The organism is uncultured Corynebacterium sp. (assembly GCF_937999985.1).
GTDB lineage: Bacteria > Actinomycetota > Actinomycetes > Mycobacteriales > Mycobacteriaceae > Corynebacterium.
In genome coordinates, this window is the sequence record NZ_CALLDG010000085.1 from 1 (window position 1) to 3,599 (window position 3,599).

2 protein-coding genes are annotated in these 3,599 nt (G+C 66.8%); one reads left to right on the forward strand and one right to left on the reverse strand.

What is annotated here, in order from left to right; translation table 11 throughout:
* Nucleotides 1-471, forward strand: a 471-nt coding sequence (locus tag Q0331_RS04020; protein ID WP_367274957.1) for a sortase domain-bontaining protein, incomplete at its 5' end; no start/stop codon positions are given.
* A gap of 33 nt (nucleotides 472-504) precedes the next feature.
* Here Q0331_RS04020 and Q0331_RS04025 read toward each other — a convergent pair.
* A partial coding sequence (locus tag Q0331_RS04025; RefSeq protein WP_298075092.1) for a bifunctional [glutamine synthetase] adenylyltransferase/[glutamine synthetase]-adenylyl-L-tyrosine phosphorylase occupies nucleotides 505-3,599 on the reverse strand: 3,095 nt, incomplete at its 5' end.

Consider the following 3,599-nt stretch of genomic DNA (forward strand, 5'->3'; position numbering starts at 1 on the left):
GACTCGATGCCCTACGCCCTGCCGCTGAACCCGGCGGGTCCGCAGAGCACCATGGTGCGCTGGGTCGATGGCTGGGGTGTTTCGCCGAAGGATGCGGAGAAGGGCACGATGTACGTCCTGGGGCATGCGTGGGGTGCGGCCCCGCTGGTGTTCAACCCCTTGAGCGAGGCGGTGACGGCGGATGTGGACCTGAACGCTCCGCCGAAGTACGTAAACGGCACGGATGGCAAGCCGGTGAAGCGCTACTCTTCCGACGTGCTCAACGGGGCAAAGATCAAGATGCGCGACGGCGCGAACCACCAGCGGACCTGGAAGGTTACCCGCAGCTGGCTGGTGGATAAGAACGAGGCCATCGTGGACCCGGACATTATGGACGACAAGCGTCCGGGGCGGATCGTGCTGATCGCCTGCTCGGTTTCCGGCAGCAACGACCTCGGCTACAACGTGATCGTCGAAGGCGAGCTGGTCTAACCCCGCTGGCTGCATGCGGCTCCGGCCGCGGGCCTAGCCGCCGTAATCGATGCCGACGTCCTCTCCCCAGAACACCCGATCCACCACGCGGTGGGCCTTGCGGGTCTTCTTCAGATAGTCGTCCAGGAACTCCTGGGCCTGCTCAGGCGGCCAGTGGGCGGCAGCCGCGACGTGGCGCAGCTGGTCGCCATGGCTGGGCAGCTGATCCTTCCGCTTGCCCTTGACCAGCACAATCGCATTGCGGGCGATGGTGGCGGTGATCCAGGCATCCCGCAGAATCTCCGCATCGGATTCGGCGATGTACTCGCCGCTGGCGAGCTCGCGCAGGGTCTCCAGGGTGGAGGTATTGCGCAGATTATCTGCATCGTCGCCGTGCTGCATCGTGAGCAACTGCACGGTCCACTCCACGTCCGTCAGGGCGCCACGGCCCAGCTTGGTGTGGGTCTTGCGGTCCGCGCCGCGCGGCAGGCGCTCGGCATCCACGCGCGCTTTCATGCGGCGGACCTCCTGGACGACCTTGTCGTCCACCCCTCCCGGCGGGTAGCGGAAATCGTCGATCATGCGCAAAAACTCGATGCCCAGGTCCTTGTCACCCGCGATCCACGTGGCGCGCAGCAAGGCCTGCATCTCCCACGTCTCGCCCCACTCCTTGTAGTAACGGCGGTAGGAATCCAGCGTGCGCACCACCGGGCCGTTGCGCCCCTCCGGGCGCAAGTCAATGTCCACGTCCAGCGGCGGATCCTGGCTGGGCCTTCCCAAGCGCGATCGCACCGTGTCGCAAATGCTCGTAGCCCACTTCAGCGCCTCTGATTCGTCCGCGTCTTCGACAGGCTGGGCGACGAACATCACGTCGGCGTCAGAACCATACCCGAGCTCCGCACCGCCCAACCGTCCCATGCCGATAACAGTGATGCGCGCCGGCGCGTTGGCCACATTCTCGTCCTCCCAGAAACGGATCTCGGCGCGCAAGGCGGCCTCGAGCACTGCGTCCCACACCCAGGACAGGGAAACACACACCTGCTCAACATCCATGAAACCCAGCAGGTCGGCGGCGGCGATGCGGGCCAGCTCCGCGCGGCGCAGCGACCGGGCGACAGCGATGGCCTTGTCCGGGTGGCGGTGGCGTCCGGCAGCCGCGACCAGGGAGTGGGTGACAACCTGCGGCTCGCGCTCCAGGAATTTCGGGCCAGTGGCGCCGTCGGACAGAATCTTCACCGAGTCCACGGAGTTTAAGAACAGCTCCGCGACATAGGGCGAGGTGCCCAGGATGTGCATGAGACGCTTGCCCACGATGTTCTCATCGCGCAGCAGGCGCAGGAACCAGCTGTAGTCGTGCGCTGCCTCCGAGAGCTTGCGGTAGTTCAACAGGCCAGCGTCCGGGTCCACCGTCTCCCCCAGCCATTCCAGCAGCGTGGGCAGAATGATGGCCTGCAGCTTGGCCTTGCGGCTGCTGCCCGCAGCCAGAGCGCTTAGGTGCTCGAAGGCGCGGTCCGGGTAGGCGTAACCCAGGGCGGCCAACTGGCGCTTCGCGGCCTCCGGCGACAGGCGGATCGTATCGGCCTGCATAGCCGCCACAGACGACAGCAGCGGGCGGTAGAACAGCTTCGAGTGCAGCTGGCTAATCTCCAGACTCACGCGCTTAACATCCGCCGCCAGCTGCTCGTCCATGGTCTTGGTGCCCTCTGGGCGGCAGCCAGAGGTGCGGCCCAGCCACACGCGAGCGGCCTTGTCCTCCTTCGGCGGCAGGGTGTGCGTGCGCTTCAGCCGCTGCAGCTGCAGGCGGTGCTCCAAAAGGCGCATGAAGGCATAGTTTTCCTGCAGATTCTGGCAGTCCGCGCGGCCGATGTAGCCACCCTTAGCCAGGGCGCGCAGTGAGGCGACGGTGGAACGGGTGCGCAGCGATTCATCCGTTCGGCCATGCACCATCTGCAGCAGCTGGACGGCGAACTCGATGTCGCGCAGTCCCCCGGGCCCCAGTTTCAGCTCGCGGGCGCGGATGTCGTCCGGGATGTTCTCGATCACCCGGCGGCGCATGGCCTGCACATCATGCACGAAGTCTTCGCGCTCGGCGGCCGACCACACCTTCGCTGCCAGCGCGTCGACGTACTCCTGGCCTAGCTCCAGGTCGCCGGTCATGGGGCGCGCCTTCAGCTGCGCTTGGAACTCCCACGTTTCGGCCCAGCGGTTGTAGTACTTCACGTGCGATTCCAGGGTGCGCACCAGGGCACCACTTTTGCCTTCGGGGCGCAGGGCGGCGTCTACCTCGAAGAACACGCGGCTGCCGATGTTGATGAACTCGCCTGCCCAGCGGGTGGCCTTCGGGTCGGCGGGTTCGGCGACGAAGATGACGTCCACGTCGGAGATGTAGTTCAGCTCTTGCGCGCCGCACTTGCCCATGGCCAGCACGGCAAGGCGGGCGGGCTGCTCCTCCGGTTCGTACACCTGCGCGCACGCGACGGCCAGGGCGGCGGTCAGTGCGGCGTCCGCCGCGTCGGAGAGTCGGCGGGAGACCAACTCGAACTCGACGGGCTCGGCCGGCTCCTCGCCGCGCTGCACGAAAGTGCCCGCTACGTCGACGGCGGCGATGCGCGCAAGGATGGTGCGGTAGGTTCGGCGCATTGCGTCGTCGGCCTCTGGCCCTGTGACGCCCGCCCGAAACACCCGCTCGCCCGAGCCTTCAACGGGGGTTGCCGAGACGCTGGCAAGCATGAGCTCCATCATTTCTTCAGCCGACGGCATGCCGTTTTCGAGCTGCTTCCACTCCGCCGGGTTGGCAACGATGTGGTCGCCAAGCATCGACGACGCACCGAACAGGCTCAGCAGGCGGACGGCGAACCGGCGGGATTCGTCGATGCGCGCCAGCAGTTCTGCGCTGGTGCCTGCGCTGCCGGAGCTGCCGGAGCCGCTACAGCTTCCGGTGGCTCCCGCGGCCGCGCCGTTGGCACTGTTCGCACCGTCCGCAGCGTCTGCGCGGTCGAGCGCCTCCACCAGGCGAATCAGGTTGTTCAGCGCCAGGTCCGGGTCGCCCGTCGAGGCGAGAATCCACATTTGCTCCGCGTGCTGGGCATCCACCCAGCCGAGCCGCTCAAGGTCCTCCTGCGCCTTGGGATGAGTCAGGCCCAGGGTGC